General features: G+C 72.2%; 15 protein-coding genes and 1 tRNA gene. 14 read left to right on the plus strand and 2 right to left on the minus strand.

Going from position 1 to position 17575, the window contains the following annotated elements; genetic code table 11:
• Window positions 1-38: 38 nt before the first annotated feature.
• The 6 genes from ACFVYF_RS25965 (at window position 39) to ACFVYF_RS25990 (ending at window position 7477) form a co-directional block, all read left to right on the plus strand.
• On the plus strand, window positions 39-932 hold the full coding sequence (locus tag ACFVYF_RS25965; protein WP_389459087.1) for an FAD binding domain-containing protein: 894 nt from the start codon (window positions 39-41) through the stop codon (window positions 930-932).
• Window positions 929-2653, plus strand: coding sequence for a 2Fe-2S iron-sulfur cluster-binding protein (locus ACFVYF_RS25970; protein WP_389459089.1), 1725 nt, complete (start codon window positions 929-931; stop codon window positions 2651-2653). The genes ACFVYF_RS25965 and ACFVYF_RS25970 overlap by 4 nt, the downstream gene beginning before the upstream one ends.
• Entirely contained in the window at window positions 2650-4956 is a 2307-nt protein-coding gene (locus ACFVYF_RS25975) for a xanthine dehydrogenase family protein molybdopterin-binding subunit (protein WP_389459091.1), read from the plus strand. Before ACFVYF_RS25970 ends, ACFVYF_RS25975 begins: the two co-directional genes overlap by 4 nt.
• Complete coding sequence (locus ACFVYF_RS25980; protein ID WP_389459093.1) at window positions 4953-5141, plus strand: hypothetical protein; 189 nt, start codon at window positions 4953-4955, stop codon at window positions 5139-5141. Before ACFVYF_RS25975 ends, ACFVYF_RS25980 begins: the two co-directional genes overlap by 4 nt.
• A gap of 319 nt (window positions 5142-5460) precedes the next feature.
• Window positions 5461-6639 carry an SUKH-4 family immunity protein gene (locus tag ACFVYF_RS25985; protein WP_389459095.1) on the plus strand — a complete coding sequence of 393 codons (1179 nt, stop codon included), beginning with the start codon at window positions 5461-5463 and terminating at the stop codon, window positions 6637-6639.
• Window positions 6640-6988: 349 nt separating this feature from the next.
• Window positions 6989-7477, plus strand: a complete 489-nt coding sequence (locus ACFVYF_RS25990) for a DUF6083 domain-containing protein (protein ID WP_389459097.1) — start codon at window positions 6989-6991, stop codon at window positions 7475-7477.
• A gap of 81 nt (window positions 7478-7558) precedes the next feature.
• Here ACFVYF_RS25990 and ACFVYF_RS25995 read toward each other — a convergent pair.
• A tRNA-Cys gene (locus ACFVYF_RS25995) sits at window positions 7559-7630 on the minus strand.
• A 347-nt stretch (window positions 7631-7977) separates the two neighbouring features.
• Here ACFVYF_RS25995 and ACFVYF_RS26000 point away from each other — a divergent pair.
• From ACFVYF_RS26000 to ACFVYF_RS26010, 3 genes are all read left to right on the plus strand, one after another.
• Window positions 7978-9531, plus strand: coding sequence for an MFS transporter (locus ACFVYF_RS26000; protein WP_389459099.1), 1554 nt, complete (start codon window positions 7978-7980; stop codon window positions 9529-9531).
• A gap of 612 nt (window positions 9532-10143) precedes the next feature.
• Window positions 10144-11940: a DEAD/DEAH box helicase gene (locus ACFVYF_RS26005; protein WP_389459101.1), complete on the plus strand. Its 1797-nt coding sequence runs from the start codon at window positions 10144-10146 to the stop codon at window positions 11938-11940.
• Between the two features lie 491 nt (window positions 11941-12431).
• Complete coding sequence (locus ACFVYF_RS26010; protein ID WP_389459103.1) at window positions 12432-13070, plus strand: IclR family transcriptional regulator; 639 nt, start codon at window positions 12432-12434, stop codon at window positions 13068-13070.
• A gap of 99 nt (window positions 13071-13169) precedes the next feature.
• Here the strand turns inward: ACFVYF_RS26010 and ACFVYF_RS26015 are convergent, their stop codons facing one another.
• Window positions 13170-13613: a winged helix-turn-helix transcriptional regulator gene (locus tag ACFVYF_RS26015; protein WP_389459105.1), complete on the minus strand. Its 444-nt coding sequence runs from the start codon at window positions 13611-13613 to the stop codon at window positions 13170-13172.
• A 92-nt stretch (window positions 13614-13705) separates the two neighbouring features.
• On the opposite strand from ACFVYF_RS26015, the gene ACFVYF_RS26020 reads away from it, so the two are divergent.
• The 5 genes from ACFVYF_RS26020 to ACFVYF_RS26040 all read left to right on the plus strand — a co-directional run bounded on the left by ACFVYF_RS26020 (window position 13706) and on the right by ACFVYF_RS26040 (window position 17404).
• A complete protein-coding gene (locus ACFVYF_RS26020) occupies window positions 13706-14545 on the plus strand; it encodes an SDR family oxidoreductase (protein WP_389459107.1) in 840 nt (279 codons plus the stop codon).
• A gap of 282 nt (window positions 14546-14827) precedes the next feature.
• The gene (locus tag ACFVYF_RS26025) at window positions 14828-15187 is read left to right on the plus strand and encodes an ArsR/SmtB family transcription factor (protein WP_389459109.1); all 360 of its coding nucleotides are present in this window, start codon (window positions 14828-14830) and stop codon (window positions 15185-15187) included.
• Window positions 15184-15726 (plus strand): SRPBCC family protein, encoded by a 543-nt coding sequence (locus ACFVYF_RS26030; protein WP_389459111.1) that lies wholly within the window; start codon window positions 15184-15186, stop codon window positions 15724-15726. Before ACFVYF_RS26025 ends, ACFVYF_RS26030 begins: the two co-directional genes overlap by 4 nt.
• A 50-nt stretch (window positions 15727-15776) precedes the next feature.
• A complete protein-coding gene (locus tag ACFVYF_RS26035; protein WP_389459113.1) occupies window positions 15777-16277 on the plus strand; it encodes a TIGR03086 family metal-binding protein in 501 nt (166 codons plus the stop codon).
• A 341-nt stretch (window positions 16278-16618) separates the two neighbouring features.
• Complete coding sequence (locus ACFVYF_RS26040; protein ID WP_389459115.1) at window positions 16619-17404, plus strand: S16 family serine protease; 786 nt, start codon at window positions 16619-16621, stop codon at window positions 17402-17404.
• Window positions 17405-17575: the final 171 nt, after the last annotated feature.

The following is a 17575-nucleotide window of genomic DNA, read 5'->3' on the forward strand; positions in this document are numbered from 1 at the left end:
GGTGGGACCAGGTGGGGCAGCGGGAAGGGGCAGCCGGTTTGACCACGCACGCACCGCAGGCGGCGCAGGCCGTCACGCTGCCCGCCTCGCTGGACGAGGCGGTCGCGGCGCTCGCCGCCACGCCTGCCGCCGTTCCGGTGGCGGGCGGCACCGATCTCATGGCCGCGGTCAACTCCGGGCAGCTCAGGCCCGCCGCACTCGTCGGCCTCGGCCGGATCAGCGAGATCCGCGGCTGGCAGTACCAGGACGGCCACGCCCTGCTCGGCGCCGGCCTCACCCACGCGCGCATGGGGCGCCCCGACTTCGCGGCCCTGATCCCCGCGCTCGCCGCCGCCGCCCGTGCCGCGGGCCCGCCGCAGATCCGCAACGCGGGCACCCTGGGCGGCAACATCGCCTCGGCCGCTCCCACCGGGGACGCGCTGCCCGTACTGGCCGCCCTGGAGGCCACGCTGATCATCGCGGGCCAAGGCGGAGCCCGCCGCGAGATCCCCGTGTCACATCTGCTCGCGGGCGTGGAGATGCTCCGCGGCGGCGAACTCATCGGCTACGTGCGTGTGCCGCTGCTGCACGCCCCCCAGGTCTTCGTGAAGGCGACAGGACGCACCGGGCCGGGGCGCGCGATCGCGTCCGTGGCGCTCGTCCTCGACCCCGCCCGGCGCGGAGTGCGGTGCGCCGTCGGTGCCATAGCGCCGATGCCGCTGCGGCCCCTGGACGCCGAACAGTGGGTCGCCTCGCTGATCGACTGGGACAACAACCGCGCCCTGGTGCCCGAGGCGCTGGGCGCCTTCGGGGACTACGTCGCCGCGGCCTGCATCCCCGACCCGCTGCCGGCCGAGGACGGTTCCGTACAGCAGCTTCCGCCGGCCGTACTGCACCTGCGGCGCACCGTCGCCGCGCTGGCCCGACGAGCACTGGGGAGGGCACTGTCATGACCGACGAGCAGCACGGGGAGGGCGCCCCCCGCAGCGGCACCCACGGAGGCTGGGAGCGGCTGCCGCAAGGCGACTACGACGACGGCGCCACGGCCTTCGTCAAGCTCCCCGAGGGGGGCATCGACGCCCTCCTGGCGGACCGGGACAGCCCGCTCGCGGCGCCCGGCCACGGCTATGTGCCCCCGCAGATAACGGTCACACCCACCACCTCCGCGGGTACCGACCCGGCGTCCACCGGCAGCTGGGCCGTACCGGCCGAGGGCGTCCAGTGGCCGGACCCGAACGCCGCGCCCAGGGAAGCGGCCCCCGACGGTTTCTCGTACCAGCAGGGAGCCACCGGGCAGTGGACCTTCGCGGACGCGGAGGGAGCGCACGCATCCGAGCGGCCGCACGCGCCCGGCGGCGCCTACGGGCAGGGTGCCTCCGGCCATGACGTCACCGGACAGTGGTCGATCCCGGTGGCCAACGGCGATCTTCCGGACGAATCGGGCGAGTTCACCACATCGGCACTGGTCGAGCAGTGGGGCGGCACCCCGCCGGCCACCCTCCCCGGAGGCGCGGCCGCGCCCTGGGCGACGGAGACCATCGGGCAGCCCTGGTCCGCCGGGCCCCCCGCCGGGCCGGAGCGGCACGCCGACGCGCCTTCGGACGGACACGCCGGCGCGCCCGCGGGGCTGCACGGCAGCCACCTGCCCGGCGGTGCCGGCGGCGAGAGGGCCACAGGGCCGTCTGACGGCGCGTACGCGGACGCGACGGCTCAAGCGGCACAGGAGGCCTCCGAGCGCGTCCACGGGGCCGCTGAGGCCGCTGAGGCGGCCGCCACGGAGTCTGACGGGTACGACTCCGGAACGGACGAGCCCGACGGGTACGGCCCCGGCGCGCGCGAGTCCGACGGATACGGCTCCGGCGCGGACGAGTTCGACGGGTACGACTCCGGCGCGGACGAGTCCGACGGGTACGACTCCGGCGCGGAGGCGCCGGCCGACGAGGGCGTCGAAGCCGGGCAGGCCGCCGAAACCGACGCGGCCGCGGCCGAGTTCTCCGAGGACACCCCGGAGGACGAGAACGCCGCGCACCCGGCCCCCGCGCACAACGAACACCCCATGGCGTCGTACGTCCTGCGGGTGAACGGCGCCGACCGCCCGGTCACCGACGCCTGGATCGGCGAGTCGCTGCTCTACGTCCTGCGCGAGCGGCTCGGTCTCGCCGGCGCCAAGGACGGCTGCTCGCAGGGCGAGTGCGGCGCGTGCAACGTGCAGGTGGACGGGCGGCTCGTGGCGTCCTGCCTGGTGCCCGCCGTCACCGCCGCCGGCAGCGAGGTGCGCACCGTCGAGGGCCTGGCCACCGAGGGGCAGCCCTCGGACGTGCAGCGGGCGCTCGCCAAGTGCGGCGCGGTCCAGTGCGGCTTCTGCGTGCCGGGCATGGCCATGACCGTGCACGACCTGCTGGAGGGCAACCCCGCGCCGACCGAGCTGGAGACCCGCCAGGCGCTCTGCGGCAACCTCTGCCGCTGCTCGGGCTACCGCGGCGTCCTGAACGCCGTACGCGAGGTCGTCGCCGAACGCGAGGCGCACCACGCGGCCGCCGACCCGGCGGCCGACGGCGACGAGGCACGTATTCCGCACCAGGCGGGTCCGGGCGCCGGTGGCGTCAACCCCTCCGCGTTCGAGTCCCCAGGTCCGCACGACCAGCCGTACGGCCAGGACGGAGGCCAGGCGTGAGCAACGAAGCCGCGACCGCGACCACCCCGGCGGCCGCACCCGCCCCCGAACCGCTCCCGCACGGCCTGGGCGTGTCCCTGCCGTCCGTGGAGGCCCGCGCCAAGACCGAGGGCACCTTCCCCTACGCGGCCGACCTGTGGGCCGAGGGCCTGCTGTGGGCCGCCGTGCTCAGGTCGCCCCACCCGCACGCGCGCATCGTGTCCATCGACACCACCCACGCGCGCGAGATGCCCGGCGTCCACGCCGTCGTCACCCACGAGGACGTGCCGGGCGCCGCGCTGCACGGACGCGGCAAGCCCGACCGCCCGGTGTTCGCCTCCGAGGTCGTACGCCACCATGGGGAGCCCATCGCGGCCGTCGCCGCCGACCACCCGGACACCGCGCGCATGGCCGCAGCCGCCGTCATCGTCGAGTACGACGTCCTCGAACCGGTGACCGACCCCGAGCAGGCCTTCGAAGCCGAACCGCTGCACCCCGACGGCAACCTGATCCGCCACATCCCGCTGCGCCACGGCGACCCCGACGCGGCCGCCGAGGTCGTCGTCGAGGGCCTGTACCGCATCGGCCGCCAGGACCCGGCCCCCATCGGCGCGGAGGCCGGCCTCGCCGTGCCCCGCCCCGACGGCGGAGTCGAGCTCTACGTGGCGTCCACCGACCCGCACACCGACCGCGACACGGCCGCCGCCTGCTACGGCCTGGAGCCCGAGCGCGTGAAGGTCGTCGTCACCGGTGTCCCCGGCGCCACCGCGGACCGCGAGGACCAGGGCATCCAACTCCCGCTCGGTCTGCTGGCGCTGAAGACCGGCTGCCCGGTGAAACTCACCGCCACGCGCGAGGAGTCCTTCCTGGGCCACGCCCACCGGCACCCCACGCTGCTGCGCTACCGCCACCACGCGGACACCGACGGCAGGCTGGTGAAGGTCGAGGCACAGATCCTGCTGGACGCGGGCGCCTACGCCGACACGTCCTCCGAAGCGCTCGCCGCCGCCGTCTCCTTCGCCTGCGGCCCGTACGTGGTCCCCAACGCCTTCATCGAGGGATGGGCCGTACGCACCAACAACCCGCCCTCCGGCCATGTGCGCGGCGAGGGCGCCATGCAGGTGTGCGCCGCCTACGAGGCGCAGATGGACAAGCTCGCCAAGAAGCTCGGCGTCGACCCGGCGGAGCTGCGGCTGCGCAACGTGATGTCCACCGGCGACATCCTGCCGACCGGCCAGACGGTGACGTGCCCGGCCCCGGTCGCCGAACTCCTCCAGGCGGTACGGGACTTCCCGCTGCCCGCCCTCCCCAAGGACACCCCCGAGGACGAGTGGCTGCTCCCGGGCGGCCCCGAGGGCGCGGGCGAGCCCGGCGCCGTACGCCGTGGTGTCGGGTACGGCCTCGGCATGGTCCACATGCTCGGCGCCGAGGGCGCGGACGAGGTCTCGACGGCCACGGTCAAGGTCCACGACGGCGTCGCCACCGTGCTGTGCGCGGCCGTGGAGACCGGCCAGGGCTTCGCCACGCTGGCCCGGCAGATCGTCCAGGAGACGCTCGGCATCGACGAGGTGCTCGTGGCGCCCGTCGACACCGACCAGCCCCCGGCGGGCGCGAGCTGCCGAGGCCGGCACACATGGGTGTCGGGCGGCGCGGTCGAACGGGCCGCCAAGATGGTGCGTACGCAGCTGTTGCAGCCCCTGGCGCACAAGTTCGGCATGTCCACGGAGCTGCTCCAGATCACCGACGGCAAGATCACCTCGTACGACGGCGTGCTCTCCACGACCGTCACCGAGGCGATGGACGGCAAGGAACTGTGGGCCACCGCCCAGTGCCGCCCGCATCCGACGGAGCCGCTGGACGCCGCGGGCCAGGGCGACGCCTTCGTGGGCCTCGCGTTCTGCGCGATCCGCGCGGTGGTGGACGTCGACATCGAGCTGGGCTCGGTCAGAGTCGTGGAACTCGCGCTGGCCCAGGACGTGGGCCGGGTGCTCAACCCCGCCCAGCTGGCGGCCCGGATCGAGGCGGGCGTCACCCAGGGCGTCGGCGCGGCGCTCACCGAGAACCTGCGCACCGCGCGGGGCCTGGTCCGCCACCCCGACCTCACCGGCTACGCCCTGCCGACCGCCCTGGACACACCCGACATCCGCATCGTCAAGCTCGTCGAGGAACGCGACGTCGTCGCTCCGTTCGGCGCGAAGGCGGTCAGCGCGGTGCCGGTCGTGACGTCCCCTGCGGCCATCGCGTCGGCCGTCCGCGCGGCGACCGGCCGCCCGGTCAACCGACTGCCCATCCGCCCGCAGGCGGCGGTGGTGACGACCCCGTGAGCACGGACGACACGCGGGAGCCGGCCGAACCCGGCTCCGCCGCGCGGGAGTCCGCTGTGCGGGAGTCCGCTCCGGAGGAGCCCCGTTACGAGCCCGCGCCGAGCGTCGGCAGGCTGATGCTGGTCCTGCTGGTATTCGTCGTGGCCGCGGTGGTGGTCGTGGCGGGCGGCGTGTACTTCACCTGAGCCGGCGGTGGCTCTTCATCGTGGACGGTCGAGGAGCTCGACCACGAACTGCGCTCGGCGACCCCGCGTATCGGGCTGTGGCTGGACAGTTCCGAACTGGACGTGGCCCGGACGGTGGACGCGATTCTGGCGGGTCGTGAGCAGGCCCGGGTGGCGTGAGAACCGGTGTTCCCGCGGTGTGCGGGGGCCGTACCTGTGCGTTTCCGGTGTTGTCAGTGGTGCGGCGTATGGTTCTGCTCCATGGGGAACCGCCGCTGGGCAGTGGGGTGTTCCTCCTTCCGGGGGGAAGCACGAATGCGTTCATATGCGCGGGGGAGCCATGAGCACGACTGACACCGATGTCGGTGGCACGATCACACTGACCGACGACGAGCTGGACCCGTACGTCACGCACGCGGAGACGCGCCACCGCCTGACCGGACCCGGACTGCCCCGCGAGGGTTCGCTGTTGGGGTTCGGCGTGCTGCGGGATGCCGCGCCGCGCCGGGTGGCGGACCTGGTGGACACCATCGACAAGCTCGCCGAGGAGCTCCGGAACCAGCTGGTCATAGGGACCGTCCGCACGTACGACAGGGACCTGGAGTCGATCGTCCTGGACGGGGCGACGGGCGAGATCTGCACCACGCGCCTGGACCGCGTCCCCGGCCTCATGGGCCTCGCCCCGCTGGCTCCCTCACTGGAGGCGCTGCTGCGGTTCGCGGCGGCGACGGAGGAACTGGCGGCGGCGCGCGGGGAGTTCGCCTCGCTCAGCGGGCGCTTCGGCCCCAAGGCGGTCGCAGAGGCGTCCGAGCGGCTCTCCGCCGTCTTCGAGAAGGGCACCGAAGGCGCCGTCCCGCCGTACTGGCGGATGGCCGCGATGATCCGCCCGCTCGCCCGGATCGCGGGCCCCGGGACGGGCCTGCGCCTCGACCTGCCGCCGCGCCTGCTGGAGGAGGAGTTCGGCTCCGGCGAGATCATGCGCTTCGAGGAGGTCGACTTCCCGGCGTCGCTCACCCATGAGCCGAGCCGCCGCTTCCTGCGTGAAACGGGACTCCCGGAGGACGGTTTCATGTTCCAGCTCGACACCGAGGTACCACTGCCGACCCTCGCCGAGTACTACGCCGACGAGCGCCCCGGTGAGTTCACCGACGACGACCTCCCGGACGAGGCGCGCCGGCTGATACGCCTCGGACACCTCATGGAGGACACCAGCCTCGTGGTCGAGGGCGGCACGGGCACGGTCCTCGCCTGGAGCGAGCCCGACTTCACCCTTCGCCCCCTCAACGCCGACCTCTCCACCCTGGCGTTCACCGTCTGGCTCCTCCACCGCGAGAAGTCACTCGCCGCCACCCACGACCTCACGGCCTCCTACGGCCAACTGGCCGCCACCATGACCCAGACCCTCGCCACGGTCGACCCCCTCGCCTGCGACCCGTCCCCGGCCTTCCTCACGGACGACGGCCGCCGCCACTGGCCGGAGACGTTTGCGGATCAGGGGGTTGGGGTGCTGTACGCGTAGCGGGGCTGCCGGGCTGCCGGGGTGCTGCGGTGCCGGGGTGGCGGGGTCGCGGGATCCGCGGGCGTCGGGCCGCGAGGGTGCGGTCGACACCGGCTGAGGCCGCGACCCCGGCAACTCCGCACGTACCAAAGGGCGGCACCCTCCTGGGGCACCGCCCTTACGCCGCCTGCTGAAGGCGCTGGAGGCCGTGGCGGGAAACGGAAACAGCCCGGCCAGAGCGGGCGCGAAGGGTGAGTCGTCGGGTGTCTCCCGAGCCGTCACCCACGCTTCGGGACCCCGCCCATCTGCTTCCGTTGCGCCCTATTCGCGCCCTGTCCCACGCCCGTAAGCCACCCGCACGCTCTAACTCATGGGGGATACAGGCGAATCGAGCATCATCCCGATATCCGGCCCCGACGGACACCGCCATCCGCCGTCGGATGCGCCGCAGCCGTGGGAGAACACCGACCGTGCCCAAGCCGCGATGGAGGGTGCCACAGGGCCGGAGCCGCCGGCTACCCCCATCTGCCCCAACTGTGGGCTGGTCGGTGATCGGCATGTCACCTACTACGGCATGCATGTTCTCCTTGAGCCGGGCATGCCCGTGCTCGCGCACATGGTGCCCGCCTGGCACCGCTGGTACATCGACTCCAATGGGACGGCGTGGAACAGCCGCGAGGACGAGCCCGGGCCTGGCGCTGTGTGCCGGATACCGCATCAGATCGCCTGTCCGGGCCTGAAGCCGGAGGAGATCGGGCTGTGGCGGTGGTTGGACGCTGTGCGCGCGGAAAATGCGCGTCGTGCACAGCGGAAGGCGGACGAGGAAGACACTCCAGAAGCGCTGCCGGACGTCGGTTGAGCGGCCAACTGAGACGGACGGCCAAAAGGGCGGCACCCCGGATGGGGTTCCGCCCTTTTGTTTTGCCAGGTCAGGCCATAGAGGCCGTGGCGGGAATCGAACCCACGTAACTCGCTTTGCAGGCGAGTCCCTAAACCACTCGGGCACACGGCCGGGCCGGGAACGATGTGCAGTTCCGAACTCGGTGTACCGACCGTAGGCGGACGGGACGCGGGGCTCAAGGGGGACGGGCGCCGTGCAACGGGACTGCCACACGGCGTTCATGAAGAGCGTCGTACGGCCCAGGAGACGTGTGTGTCGTACGAGCCAGGACGCGTCGACCGGCCGGCAGCGCGTCCCTGTGTCGTACGAGCCAGGAACCCGTCGGCCGACCGGCAGCGCGTCCGTACGGCCGGCAGCGCGTCCATACGGCCGGCGGCGGGGGCGTACGACCAAGGTCGCAGGTGATCACGGCCTTCTGACAGGGGTCAAACGGGGCTACGCCTCTTACTCTGGCGTGTATGAGCACCCTGGACCCGAGGGACGACGACGTCACCGTCACCGTCACTCCGACCATGCTCCCGGATGCCGCTGAAACAGCCGTGCTCCCGGAGGCCGCTGAAACGACGGTGCCGCCGGAGGCCGCCGAGGTGACCGGACGGGCGGTGGTCGCCGAGGTGACCGTGACGGACGGGGTCGGCGGGGGAGTGCTGAGCCGGGATCACCGGGCCCTGAGCATCGGCATCGTCTCCGTCGTGCTGCTGATCGCCTTCGAGGCGACGGCGGTTGGCACGGCCATGCCGGTCGCGGCGCGCGAACTCCACGGTGTCGCCCTCTACGCCTTCGCCTTCTCGGGGTACTTCACGACGAGCCTGTTCGGCATGGTGCTTGCCGGCCAGTGGTCCGACCGGGCCGGGCCGCTGGGTCCGCTGGCCACCGGGATCGGTGCCTTCGCGGCGGGCTTGCTGCTGGCCGGTACGGCCGGAACCATGTGGATGTTCGTGCTGGGCCGGGCGGTGCAGGGTCTCGGCGGCGGACTGGTGATCGTCGCGCTCTACGTGGTCGTGGGCCGCGCCTACCCGCAACGGCTGCGGCCGGCCATCATGGCGGGGTTCGCGGCGGGCTGGGTGGTCCCGTCCGTCGTCGGGCCGCTCGCCGCGGGTGCGGTGACCGAACACCTCGGCTGGCGCTGGGTGTTCATCGGGATACCCGTCCTGGTCGTCTTCCCGCTGGCGCTCGCCCTGCCGCAGATACGGCGCCGGGCGTCCGGCCCGGCGGACGGCACCGTCCCCGCTCCCTTCGACCGCCGCCGTATCCGGCTGGCGTTCGGCATCTCGCTCGGCGCGGGGCTCCTCCAGTACGCCGCCCAGGACCTGCGTCCGCTCGCGCTCCTCCCGGGCGCCGTGGGAGCCGCCCTGCTGGTCCCGGCCGTCCTCGGTCTCCTGCCGCCCGGCACCCACCGGGCGGCCCGCGGGCTGCCGTCCGTCGTGCTGTTGCGCGGAGTCGCCGCGGGTTCCTTCATCGCCGCCGAATCCTTCGTGCCGCTGATGCTCGTCACCCAGCGGGGGCTGTCACCGACGCTCGCCGGGTTCTCGCTCGCGGCGGGCGGCGGGACCTGGGCGCTGGGCTCCCTCGTACAGTCCCGGCCGCGTGTGGAGCCGTACCGGGAACGGCTGATGCTCCTCGGGATGCTGCTCGTGGCGGCCGCCATCGCCGCCGCGCCCAGCGTGCTGATCCCCTCCGTGCCGGTGTGGACCGTCGCCGTCGCCTGGGGGTTCGGCTGCTTCGGGATGGGGCTGGTGACCGCCTCCACCAGTGTGCTGCTGCTCCAGCTCTCCGCGCCCAAGGACGCCGGTGCCAACTCCGCCGCCCTCCAGATCTCCGACGGTCTCTCGAACGTCCTCCTCCTCGCCGCGGGCGGCGCCGCCTTCGCCGCGCTCGGCGGCGGGGCGGTCTCCCACACCGCCGCCGACTCCGCCGGCTCCCACCCGGCGGCCTTCGCTGCCGTCTTCCTGCCGATGGCCGGGGTGGCGCTGGTGGGCGCCTGGGTGACTACGCGGCTTCGGGAGCGGTGATGCGAGAGAGCGGTGCTCGCTAGGGGGAGCGGTGCTCCGAACTGAGAGCGGTGCTCTCGATGGAGATCGGTGCTCACGTCTGGGATCGGTGTCCGCGTTGGAGAGCGTCGCTCGCGACGGGGCGGTGCTCCCGGCTCGGTGCCTGGGTGACCACGCGCCTTCGGGAGCGGTGATGCGAGAAGAGAGCGGTGCTCACCACGGAGAGCGGTGCTCTCGACGGAGATCGCTGCTCCCCACCGAGAGAGTCGCTCGCGACAGAGGTCGGTGCTCTCGACGGAGATCGCTGCTCCCCACCGAGAGAGTCGCTCGCGAGAGAGGTCGGTGCTCTCGACCGAGATCGCTGCTCCCCACCGAGAGCGCCGCTCGCGACAGAGATCGGTGCTCGCGACAGAGATCGGTGCTCAAGATGGAGAGCGGTGCTCACGGCGGCGGGCGCGCTCTGTGACCTGAGTCCCATCCATGGGTGCCCCCGCGTCGTCCGCCCGTTGACACGTCCGGGGCGCCGGTAGGGTGGCCCGGTTGTCATACGTAGCCGAGCCGCCCGCCCGTCTCGCATCGCCGCCCCACCCGAGGCGCAGCGCGCGGCCCTTGATTCGACCACCCACGGAGACCGTGACTACCACCGCCGCCAGTGCCGCCTCCTCGCACCACCTCTCACCCGCCTTCCCCGGCCGGGCCCCCTGGGGTACCGCCAACAAGCTGCGCGCCTGGCAGCAGGGGGCGATGGAGAGGTATCTCCAGGAGCAGCCGCGCGACTTCCTGGCCGTCGCCACACCCGGCGCCGGCAAGACGACCTTCGCGCTGACGCTCGCGTCCTGGCTGTTGCACCACCACGTCGTGCAACAGGTGACCGTGGTCGCGCCGACCGAGCATCTGAAGAAGCAGTGGGCGGAGGCGGCCGCGCGGATAGGGATCAAGCTCGACCCCGAGTACAGCGCGGGCCCGCTCGGCAAGGACTACCAGGGTGTCGCCGTGACGTATGCCGGTGTCGGCGTGCGGCCCATGCTGCACCGCAACCGCGTGGAGCAGCGCAAGACCCTGGTCATCCTCGACGAGATCCATCACGCCGGCGACTCCAAGTCCTGGGGCGAGGCCTGCCTGGAGGCGTTCGAGCCCGCCACCCGCCGGCTCGCGCTCACCGGTACGCCGTTCCGCTCCGACACCAACCCCATCCCGTTCGTGGCGTACGAAGAGGGGAACGACGGGATCCGGCGATCCGCGGCCGACTACACGTACGGCTACGGCAGCGCCCTGGGCGACGGGGTCGTGCGGCCCGTCATCTTCCTCTCCTACAGCGGCAACATGCGGTGGCGTACGAAGGCGGGCGACGAGATCGCCGCGCGGCTCGGCGAGCCGATGACCAAGGACGCCATCTCGCAGGCCTGGCGCACCGCACTCGACGCGCGCGGTGAGTGGATGCCGAGCGTGCTGCGCGCCGCCGACCAGCGGCTGACCGAGGTCCGCAAGGCGATCCCGGACGCGGGCGCCCTGGTCATCGCCTCCGACCAGGACTCGGCACGCGCGTACGCCAAACTCATCCGCGAGATCACGGGTACGAAGGCGACGCTGGTGCTGTCCGACGACACGGGCGCGTCCAGCCGGATCGACGAGTTCAGCCAGAGCAACGACCGGTGGATGGTCGCCGTCCGCATGGTGTCCGAGGGTGTCGACGTGCCCCGGCTCGCAGTCGGGGTGTACGCGACCACCATCTCCACGCCCCTCTTCTTCGCGCAGGCCGTGGGCCGTTTCGTACGGTCCCGGCGCCGTGGCGAGACCGCCTCCGTCTTCCTGCCGACCGTCCCCGACCTCCTCACGTTCGCCAATGAGATGGAGGTCGAGCGCGACCACGTCCTCGACAAGCCGAAGAAGGACGGCGAGGAGGACCCGTACGCGGAAGAGGACAAGCTTCTCGAGGAGGCCGAGAAGCAGCAGGACGAGGACACCGGCGAGGACATGCTGCCCTTCGAGGCGCTGGAGTCCGACGCCGTCTTCGACCGGGTGCTCTACGACGGCGCCGAGTTCGGGATGCAGGCCCATCCGGGGAGCGAGGAGGAGCAGGACTACCTCGGTATCCCCGGGCTCCTCGAACCCGATCAGGTCCAGCTGCTGCTGCAGAAGCGGCAGGCCCGGCAGATCGCGCACAGCCGCAAGAAGCCGGACGACGAGGCCGACCTCCTCGAACTCCCCGCCGAGCGGCGGCCGGTCGTCTCCCACAAGGAGATGCTCGAACTGCGCAAGCAGCTCAACACCATGGTCGGCGCGTACGTCCACCAGACCGGCAAGCCGCACGGCGTGATCCACACCGAGCTGCGGCGCGTGTGCGGCGGTCCGCCGAGCGCGGAGGCCACGGCGGGCCAGTTGCGGCAGCGGATCGCCAAGGTGCAGGAGTGGGCAACGCGGATGCGGTGACTCCGGGGGCTCGGCGGCTTCGGTGCCTCCACCGACTCCGGTCCCTCCAGCGACCCCGGTGCCTCCACCGACTCAGGTCCCTCCAGCGAGCCCGGTGCCTCCACCGACTCCGGTGACTCCCGTGTCTTCGGCGCGCGCCGCGCCCCAGGGAGCGCGCGGTTGAGTGGTGCGCCTGGGGGTGCGCGCCGTGTGCAGGGGTGGCGTACGCCGAGTGATCCGCTCCGTACGTACTGGGGCAAACGGAATCACCGTACCCCGGCAGGTGACCGGATTCTGGACGGTGCCTTCCGCTGAGCGGACCGGCTCGCTACTGTCCCGCTACGCACACGCCCCGTGGCAGCGCCGCCGCGGAGCGCAGCCGTGAAGCGACTCCGCCCGGGAAAGCCCGGGTCGCTTGCCGACCGGCGGCCTCTGTAGCGCGTCGCCGACGGGACCGGTGACGCAACCGCCGCGCAGGGACCGCCGACCCTCACCACGAAGGAGTGGGCGTCGTGACCGCGGAGACCTCCCAGACGCTCGACCGGGGACTGCGCGTCCTCAAGTTGCTCGCCGACACGGATCACGGGCTGACCGTCACCGAACTCTCGAACAAGCTCGGGGTGAACCGGACTGTTGTGTACCGGTTGCTTGCGACGCTGGAGCAGCACGCACTCGTACGCCGTGATCTGGGGGGCCGTGCCCGGGTCGGGCTGGGAGTACTGCGCCTGGGCCGCCAGGTGCACCCCCTCGTCCGGGAAGCCGCGTTGCCCGCGCTGCGCTCGCTCGCCGAGGACATAGGAGCGACCGCGCACCTCACCCTCGTCGACGGGGCCGAGGCGCTCGCCGTGGCCGTCGTCGAGCCGACGTGGACCGACTATCACGTGGCGTACCGCGCCGGGTTCCGTCACCCGCTGGACCGTGGTGCCGCGGGCCGTGCGATCCTCGCCGCCCGGCAGGCCGTGGCCGAGCCCGGATACACGCTCACGCACGGGGAGTTGGAGGCGGGGGCGAGCGGAGCCGCGGCCCCGTTGATCGGCGTGACCGGGGTCGAGGGCAGCGTCGGTGTCGTCATGCTCACGGACTCCGTACCGGAGAGAGTGGGACCGAGAGTCGTGGACGCGGCCCGCGAGGTCGCCGAAGCGCTCCGCTGACCCACCCCGAACCCGCACCCACGCCCCCGGCTCCCGGCTCCCGTATGCACCACCCCACCCGATACGGGATCTCAGCTCCCCTGGCCGGGTCCGGGGTGGTCAGCTGCTTCGCTCGACCTGTTGCGCCGGCCGCCGCGTGGCGAACGTTCCACTGATCGCCGGCCGCTGCGTGGCGGACGTTCCGCCGGCAGCCAGCCGCTGGGTGATCCGGTCGAACAAGTCCGTCAGTGGCTCACCGACGTCCCGGCCGAACTCGGTCAGCCCGTAGGTGACTTGGGGCGGCGTCGTCGGCGCGACCTCCCGCCGGACCAGGCCGTCCTGGACCAGGGCGCGCAGGGTCTGCGCGAGCATCTTCTCGCTGATGCCGTGGATGCTGTCGCGCAGCTCGTAGAACCGAAGGTCGTTGCTCCGCAAGGAGATCAGCACCCAGATACCCCACCTGCTGGTCACGTGGTCGACCATGTCGCGCGCGGGGCAGTCCGTGTGAAACACCTCATACCGAGGGCCCGCCTCGGCCCGCGCCAGCTGCGCACCTTCTGTCATGTCAGGAGCTTACCTTTAGGTATGTTCTTACGAAAAGTAAGCCCGGCTCCTAGTGTCAGCCACCGCAGTGCACAACGGACTAGGAGCTGAAGATGATCGTGGTAACCGGGGCTACCGGGAATGTGGGCCGGCCTTTGACGCAGGCCCTGGCCGAAGCCGGCGAGCAGGTGACGGCGGTGTCGCGGCACGCGGCGGTGGTGCCGGACGGGGTCCGGCACGTGTCGGCCGACTTGACCGAGCCGCAGGGCCTCGCCCCCGTGCTGGACGGGGCGAAGGCACTGTTCCTGCTGCTGTCGGGCGACCTGCACGCCCCCGAAGCCAGGCCGGCCGACCTCATCGACCTGGCCGCGGCCGGCGGGGTCCGCCGGATCGTCCTGCTGTCTTCTCAGGGCGTGGCGACCAGGCCGCTCGGCCCGTCGCGGATCGCGATGCGCGCGGTGGAGGACGCGTTGAAGGAGTCCGGCTTGGACTGGGCCGTCGTACGGCCGGGCGGTTTCGCCTCCAACGCCTTGGCCTGGGCGGAGTCCGTCCGCACGCAAGGGACGGTCGCCGCACCCTTCGGTGATGTCGGGGTTCCGGTCGTCGACCCGGCGGACATCGCCGAGGTCGCGGCGGCCTGCCTGCTGGACGACCGGCACGCCGGCAGTGTCCTGGAGCTGACCGGGCCCGAGGTGATCACGCCGCGTCAGCAGGCGGAGGCCATCGCCGCCGTGCTCGGCTCGCCGGTGCGGTTCCATGAACTCACCCGCGAGGAGGCCAGGGCCGCGATGACCCGGTTCGTGCCGCCGGAGCTCGCCGACGACACCCTGGACATCATCGCCGCCCCGACCCCCGCCGAACTGCGGATCAGCTCGGACGTGGAACGAGTCCTCGGCCGCGCCCCGCGGCCCTTCAACGACTGGGTCGCCCGTAACGTCGCCGCTTTTCGCTGAGAAGCGGTGCCTGAACCCCTTCCTACTGGTCACAGGGGTGTGCAGCGGGTAGGCCGCGTGCTCGCCGTTGGGATCGGCATCGACGGGCAGTGTTTCGGAGAGCGTTGGGAGCGCGCTGAGGGTGGCCGGGACGGAGGGGAGGGACGGCCGGTGTCCGGGTGCGCATCTCGGGCGGCGGCCGTGGCCGGCCGGCGCGTCGACCGCTATTCAACCAGTTGGTTGACAACGCCATGGCTCGGCCATAGGTTTAATCAACCAATTGGTTGAGGATGCGAGGTCGAGATGGCCAACGACCGGCTGTCCCGGGTGTTCTCCGCGCTGGCCGACCCGACCCGGCGCGACATCGTGGCCAGGCTGGCCGCCGGGGATGCCACGGTCAACGAACTGGCCGAGCCGTACGACGTGACGGTACAGGCCGTGTCCAAGCACATCAGGGTCCTGGAAGACGCCGGTCTGATCAGCCGCAGCAGGGACGCTCAGCGGCGGCCCTGCCGCCTTGAGGGCGAGGTCTTCGACCTGATGACGCAATGGATCGAACGCTACCGACGCGAGGCGGAAGACCGTTTCCGTCAGCTCGATGGCGTCCTTGAGCGGATGGAACAGCCGGTGACGGGCATCCCGGCGAAGGAGGCGGCATCATGAGCACCACAAAGGCGAACCGCCGGCACGAGACACAGATCGTGGCCGACCCGGCTCTGCCCACCATCCTCATCATCCGGGAGTTCGACGCTCCGCCGGGACGCGTGTTCCGGGCATACACCGACCCTGACCTGGTCGTCCAGTGGCTCGGCCCGCGTCGGCTCACCATGCGGATCGACCAGTACGACGCGCGCACCGGCGGGTCGTACCGCTACGTGCATCGCGAGGACGACGGGACGGAGTACGGCTTCCGCGGTGTGTTCCACGAGGTACGCCTCAACGAGCGCATCGTGCAGACCTTCGCCTTCGACGGCTTCCGGGACGCCGTCAGCCTGGAGACAACCGCCTTCGAGGACCTCGGCGGCCGCACCCGGGTCACCACCAGATCCCTCATGGACTCCATCGAAGCCCGCGACTCGATGATCAAGAGCGGCATGCAACGCGGTGTCCGGGAAGGCCACGAGCGGCTCGACGAACTGCTCGGCGGCCCCCAGAGCGGCAACGCCGACCGACGTACCGAGACGGAAGGCCTGGGATCATGACGAGGGCAGCCGATGAACACCGCACCGTCACAGAGGTATTCACGGACCGCGTGCGCGCAGTGCGTCCCGGGGCGTGGGACAGCCCAGCGCCGTGCGAGGGGTGGCTCGCCCGGGACGTGGTGCGCCACCTCGTCGAGTGGTTCCCGGACTTCCTGAAGGCCGGCGCCGGAGTCGAACTGCCGAAAGGCCCGTCGGTGGACGACGACCCGGTGGCGGCCTGGACGGTGCACAGCGACGGAGTGCAGGCCCTCCTCGACGACCCGGCCACGGCACAGAGGATGCTGTCGAACCCTCACATCGGAGAGGTCCCGCTGGACCAGGCGGTCGACCGGTTCTACACCGCCGACGTCTTCATGCACACCTGGGACCTGGCTCGGGCCACCGGCCAGGACGAGCGCCTCGACCCAGGCAGGTGCGCCCAGTTGCTCGACGGGATGCTGCCGCTCGACGACGTGCTCCGCAAGAGCGGGCAGTACGGACCACGGGTCGAGGTACCCGAAAACGCCGACGTACAGACTCGCCTGCTTGCCTTCATCGGCCGTACCCCCTGAGGTTCCGGTACTGGAAGCTGAGGCGCGACTCGGCTGAAGCGCCCGGGCAGTCTCGTGCGACTACGGCCGCACGGGGCGGCCCCGTGGCGCCACCGCCCACCCCACGCCCCACCCCACCCCACGCCCCACCCCGCTCCGAGCCTCCACCCCACGCCCCAGCCCCCGCACGCCCCACCCCGCTCCGAGCCTCCACCCCACGCCCCAGCTCCCGCACGCCCCACCCCGCTCCGAGCCTCCACCCCACGCCCCAGCCCCCGCACGCCCCACCCCGCCCCGGACCCCCACCCGCGCCCCCCGCCCCGAGCCCCAGCCGATGCGTGGCGTCACGTTAGATTGATCCCGTGCTCTCTCGCCTCACGCGTCCCCAGGCCGTCGTCGTCTGCGCCGTACCTTTCGTGGCTCTGCTCGCCACGGCGGTGTTCGCGCCGCTGCCGTTCTCCCTGGCGCAGCCCGGCCTGACGGCGAACGTCCTCGGTGAGAACAAGGGCGACCCGGTGATCACGATCACGGGTGCGGCCACGCGCGCGACGAGCGGCCAGCTCCGTATGACGACGATCGAGGCCACGGGCCCGGACGCGCACGTCGGTCTCGGCGAGGTCGTGGACAGCTGGTTCCGTACGGACCGGGCGGTGATGCCGCGCGACTCCGTCTATCCGAGCGGCGACAGCGTCGAGGAGATCGAGCAGCACAACGCCGAGCAGATGCAGGAGTCCCAGGGCACCGCCACCGAGGCCGCGCTGTCCTACCTCCACGAGAAGCACGTGAAGGTCACGCTCAAGCTGGCCGACGTCGGCGGACCGAGCGCCGGGCTCCTCTTCTCGCTCGGCATCGTCGACAAACTGGACGGCGACGGCAGCGGCGGCGACCTCACGGGCGGCCGCACCATCGCGGGTACGGGGACGATCGACCCCGACGGCAAGGTGGGCGCGGTCGGCGGAGTGGCCCTCAAGACCCAGGCCGCCCGGCGGGACGGCGCCACCGTCTTCCTCGTCCCTCAGGCGGAGTGCTCGGACGCCGAGTCGGAGCTCCCCAAGGGGCTGCGCCTGATCCCGGTGACCACCCTGAAGGGCGCGGTCGACGCGCTGGTGGCCCTGGAAAAGGGCAAGGGCTCCATCCCGAGCTGCTGAGCCGGGCGCCCCAGCCGGCCGCCACGGTCAAGCCGAACCGGGCTCCTCACCGAGCCGGCACGCTCACGCCGAACCGGGCTCCTCACCGAGCCGGCACGCTCACGCCGAACCGGGCGCCCCAACCAGCCGGCACGCGACGCCCAACCCAGCCCCGCCCGCCCGTCCGGCACG

It is taken from the genome of Streptomyces sp. NPDC058274 (assembly GCF_042881375.1).
Lineage (GTDB): Bacteria > Actinomycetota > Actinomycetes > Streptomycetales > Streptomycetaceae > Streptomyces.

What these genes read in the sequence shown, in the direction of transcription:
- ACFVYF_RS25970 (WP_389459089.1), top strand. Translation starts at nt 929, where the DNA reads ATGACCGACGAGCAGCACGGGGAGGGCGCCCCCCGCAGCGGCACCCAC.
- ACFVYF_RS25985 (WP_389459095.1), top strand. Translation starts at nt 5,461, where the DNA reads ATGAGCACGACTGACACCGATGTCGGTGGCACGATCACACTGACCGAC.
- ACFVYF_RS25990 (WP_389459097.1), top strand. Translation starts at nt 6,989, where the DNA reads ATGGGGGATACAGGCGAATCGAGCATCATCCCGATATCCGGCCCCGAC.
- ACFVYF_RS26000 (WP_389459099.1), top strand. Translation starts at nt 7,978, where the DNA reads ATGAGCACCCTGGACCCGAGGGACGACGACGTCACCGTCACCGTCACT.
- ACFVYF_RS26015 (WP_389459105.1), bottom strand. Translation starts at nt 13,613, where the DNA reads ATGACAGAAGGTGCGCAGCTGGCGCGGGCCGAGGCGGGCCCTCGGTAT.
- ACFVYF_RS26020 (WP_389459107.1), top strand. Translation starts at nt 13,706, where the DNA reads ATGATCGTGGTAACCGGGGCTACCGGGAATGTGGGCCGGCCTTTGACG.
- ACFVYF_RS26025 (WP_389459109.1), top strand. Translation starts at nt 14,828, where the DNA reads ATGGCCAACGACCGGCTGTCCCGGGTGTTCTCCGCGCTGGCCGACCCG.
- ACFVYF_RS26030 (WP_389459111.1), top strand. Translation starts at nt 15,184, where the DNA reads ATGAGCACCACAAAGGCGAACCGCCGGCACGAGACACAGATCGTGGCC.